This is a genomic window from Streptomyces alkaliphilus, assembly GCF_014141535.1.
Taxonomy (GTDB): domain Bacteria; phylum Actinomycetota; class Actinomycetes; order Streptomycetales; family Streptomycetaceae; genus Streptomyces; species Streptomyces alkaliphilus.
This window is the reverse complement of record NZ_VKHT01000658.1, coordinates 1-2,976: the sequence shown is the minus strand read 5'-3', so window position 1 is coordinate 2,976 and position 2,976 is coordinate 1. Positions and strand designations below refer to the sequence as shown.

The window sequence follows — 2,976 nt, the reverse complement described above, 5'->3', positions numbered from 1 at the left end:
GGCCCGGAGGGGCCGGAGGGACCCGGGGGAAGCGACCCGGTGGGTGTCACAGCGGCACGACCCGGATCTCGGTCGCCTTGACGGCGACCACCAGCCGGCCGCCCTCCACCGGCCGCAGCTCGGCCGCCGCCGCCGGGGTGATCTCCGCGACCACCTCCGGCACACCCTCCGCTTCCGTCCGTGCCGCCTGTCGCCCCGCCGGTCGTTCTCCCGCCGCCGGGCCGCCGGGGGGATCGACGAGCACGGTGACTCGCACCCGACCCCCGGCGCCCGCCACCTCCCGCACGGTCGCCGACCAGGTGTTGCGCGGACTGCCGTGCGGCGGCTCCGGCGCCGGGGGGTACAGCGCCACCGCCTCGGGGGCGAACACCGCCAGCGCCCGCCGGCCTGCGGGCAACGGCTCGGCGGCCACCAGTCCGACGCCACCGGTCGCCGTCAGTCCCTCGGTCGTGGTCCGGCCCGCCCACGCGTTGAGCCCGAGCATCCGGGCCACCCACGGCGAGGCCGGATGCCGGACCACCTCGCCCGGCGGGGCGTCCTGCACCGCCCGCCCGTCCTCCAGGACCAGCACCCGGTCGGCCAGTGCCATCGCCTCCACCGGGTCGTGCGTGACGATCAGGCACACCCCCTCGAAACCGGTCAGGTGGGTGCGCAGCGCGTGCCGCACCACGGCCCGGGCGCGCTGGTCCAGGGCCGCCAGCGGTTCGTCGAGCAGCAGCAGGTCGGGCCGGCCGGCCAGGGCGCGGGCCAGCGCGACGCGCTGGGCCTGGCCACCCGAGAGCTGCCCGGGCCGACGGTCGGCCAGGTGGGCGATGCCCAGTCCGGCCAACCGCCGGCGGGCCGTCTCCCGGGCCCGTTCGCGCCCGGTTCCCCGGGCCCGGGGGCCGTAGGCGGTGTTCGCCAGCGCCGACAGGTGCGGGAACAGCGCCCCGTCCTGCGGCACCCAGGCCACCCGGCGGCGGTGCGCGGGCAGCTCGGTGATGTCCCGGTCGCCGAGCCGCACCGAGGCCCGGGCGAGGGGGGAGATGCCCAGCAGGGCCCGCAACAGGGTGGTCTTGCCGGCGCCGTTCGGGCCGACCACGGCGATGGTGGTACCCGGTTCGGCGGCCAGCTCCAGTTCCACCAGGCCGCGCGTGCGGACGCGCAGCGGCCCGGGCGCGGTGGTCCCGGGGAGGCGCGGGACGCCGGCCCGGTGGGCGGCGTCGTCCGCCGCCGGTGCGCCGGCCGCCTCCGTGTCGGTTCCCTCGGCACCGGCATCGGCATCGGCATCGGTGTCGGCCCGGTCCGGGCTCGTCGACCGGTTCGCGGACCGCAGTGCCCCGTGACCCACCGGGCCGGTCCACCGGCCGCGCAGCCCCACCAGCACGGCCATCGCCACCACCAGCAGGAGCAGCGAGACCGACACCGCCGCCTCCGGGTCCTCCTGGAGCAGCAGGTAGACCCGCAGCGGCAGGGTCTGGGTGGTGCCCGGCAGGTTGCCCGCGAAGGTGATCGTGGCGCCGAACTCGCCCAGCGCCCGGGCCCAGGTCAGCGCCGCGCCGGCGGCCAGGCCCGGAGCCACCAGCGGCAGTGTCACGGTCAGGAAGACCCGGACGGGGGAGGCCCCCAGCGAGGCCGCCGTCTCCTCGTAGCCGGGGCGCAGCCCGGCCAGCGCCCCCTCCAGACTGATGACCAGGAACGGCATCGAGACGAACGTCGCCGCCAGCACCGCCCCGGAGGTGTGGAAGGGGAGGGTGAGCCCGAACCACTCCTCCAGCCACGGCCCCAGCAGGCCGCGCCGGCCGAAGGCGGTCAGCAGCGCGACCCCGCCCACGGTCGGCGGCAGCACCATCGGCAGCAGTACCAGGGAGCGCACCACCGCCCGCCCCCGGAACGGCACCCGGGCCAGCAGCCAGGCCAGCGGAACCCCCAGCACCAGGGAGAGCAGCAGCGACCAGCCGGAGACCACCAGGGAGAGCCACAGCGCCTCCAGCGCGGCGGGGCTGCCCAGGTGCGAGCCCAACTCCGACCAGGGGGTGCGCGCGAGCACCCCGACCAGTGGCAGGGCCAGCACCGCCACCGCCAGCAGCGCCGGCACCAGGAGCACCGTCGGGGGCCGTCCGGCGCCCGGTGCCGGACGGCCCCCGAGGGTGTCGTCACGCGGATGGGAGTCGGTGGGGGTCACGGCACCTCGAAGCCCGCGTCCGTCAGGACCCTCCGGGCCTCCGGCCCCGCGAGGAACTCCACGAACGCCCCGGCCTCCGTCGGGTGCGCCGAGCCGGTGAGAACGGCGGCGGGGTAGGCGGCGGGGACGTTCACCTCCTCCGGGAGTTCCACGACCCCGACGCGGCCGGAGGCGGTGGCGTCGGTGGCGTAGACGATCCCGGCGTCGGCCTCACCGGTCTCCACCCGGCTCAGCACCGCCCGCACGTTCGGCTCCAGCGAGGCGGGAGCGACCTCCACCCCGGCCGCGTCCAGCACCTGTCGGGCGTACCGGCCGGCCGGCACCTCGGGGGCGGCCAGCACGACCGTCAGTTCCGGGTCCGCGAGGTCGCCCGGGGAGGCGATGCCCAGCGGGTTCCCGGGCGCGGTGACGATCACCGGGCGGTTGCGGGCGAAGACCACGGGGTCCCCCGTCTCCTCCGCCAGGCCCTCCATGGTGGGGGTGTCGGCGGTGGCGATCACGTCGGCGGGCGCCCCCTGCCGCACCTGCGCGGCCAACTCCTGCGAGCCGGCGAAGGAGAAGGTGACCGAGGAGCCCGGACGCGCCTCCTCGTACAGGGCGCCGATCCCGGGCATCACATCGGTCAGGGAGGCGGCGGCCAGCACGGTCAGGGAGACCCCGCCGTCCCGACCATCCGCGGATGACGCCGGGGTGTCCCCGCCGCCGGTCCCGCACCCCGTGAGGACCAGGAGCAGCGCGAGGAGGCGGGCCGGGGCGATCCGCCCCGGCGCACGCGAGCGGCGGCGGGGGAGCGGGGCGGCGAACGACGGCAC

At 77.6% G+C, this 2,976-nt stretch carries 2 protein-coding genes; both read right to left on the bottom strand.

The window, feature by feature from the left end; translation table 11 throughout:
- Positions 1 to 46: 46 nt before the first annotated feature.
- Positions 47 to 2,086 carry an ABC transporter permease gene (locus tag FNQ90_RS18080; protein ID WP_323380041.1) on the bottom strand — a complete coding sequence of 680 codons (2,040 nt, stop codon included), beginning with the start codon at positions 2,084 to 2,086 and terminating at the stop codon, positions 47 to 49.
- 74 nt (positions 2,087 to 2,160) lie between these two features.
- Complete coding sequence (gene modA, locus FNQ90_RS18075; RefSeq protein WP_182607334.1) at positions 2,161 to 2,976, bottom strand: molybdate ABC transporter substrate-binding protein; 816 nt, start codon at positions 2,974 to 2,976, stop codon at positions 2,161 to 2,163.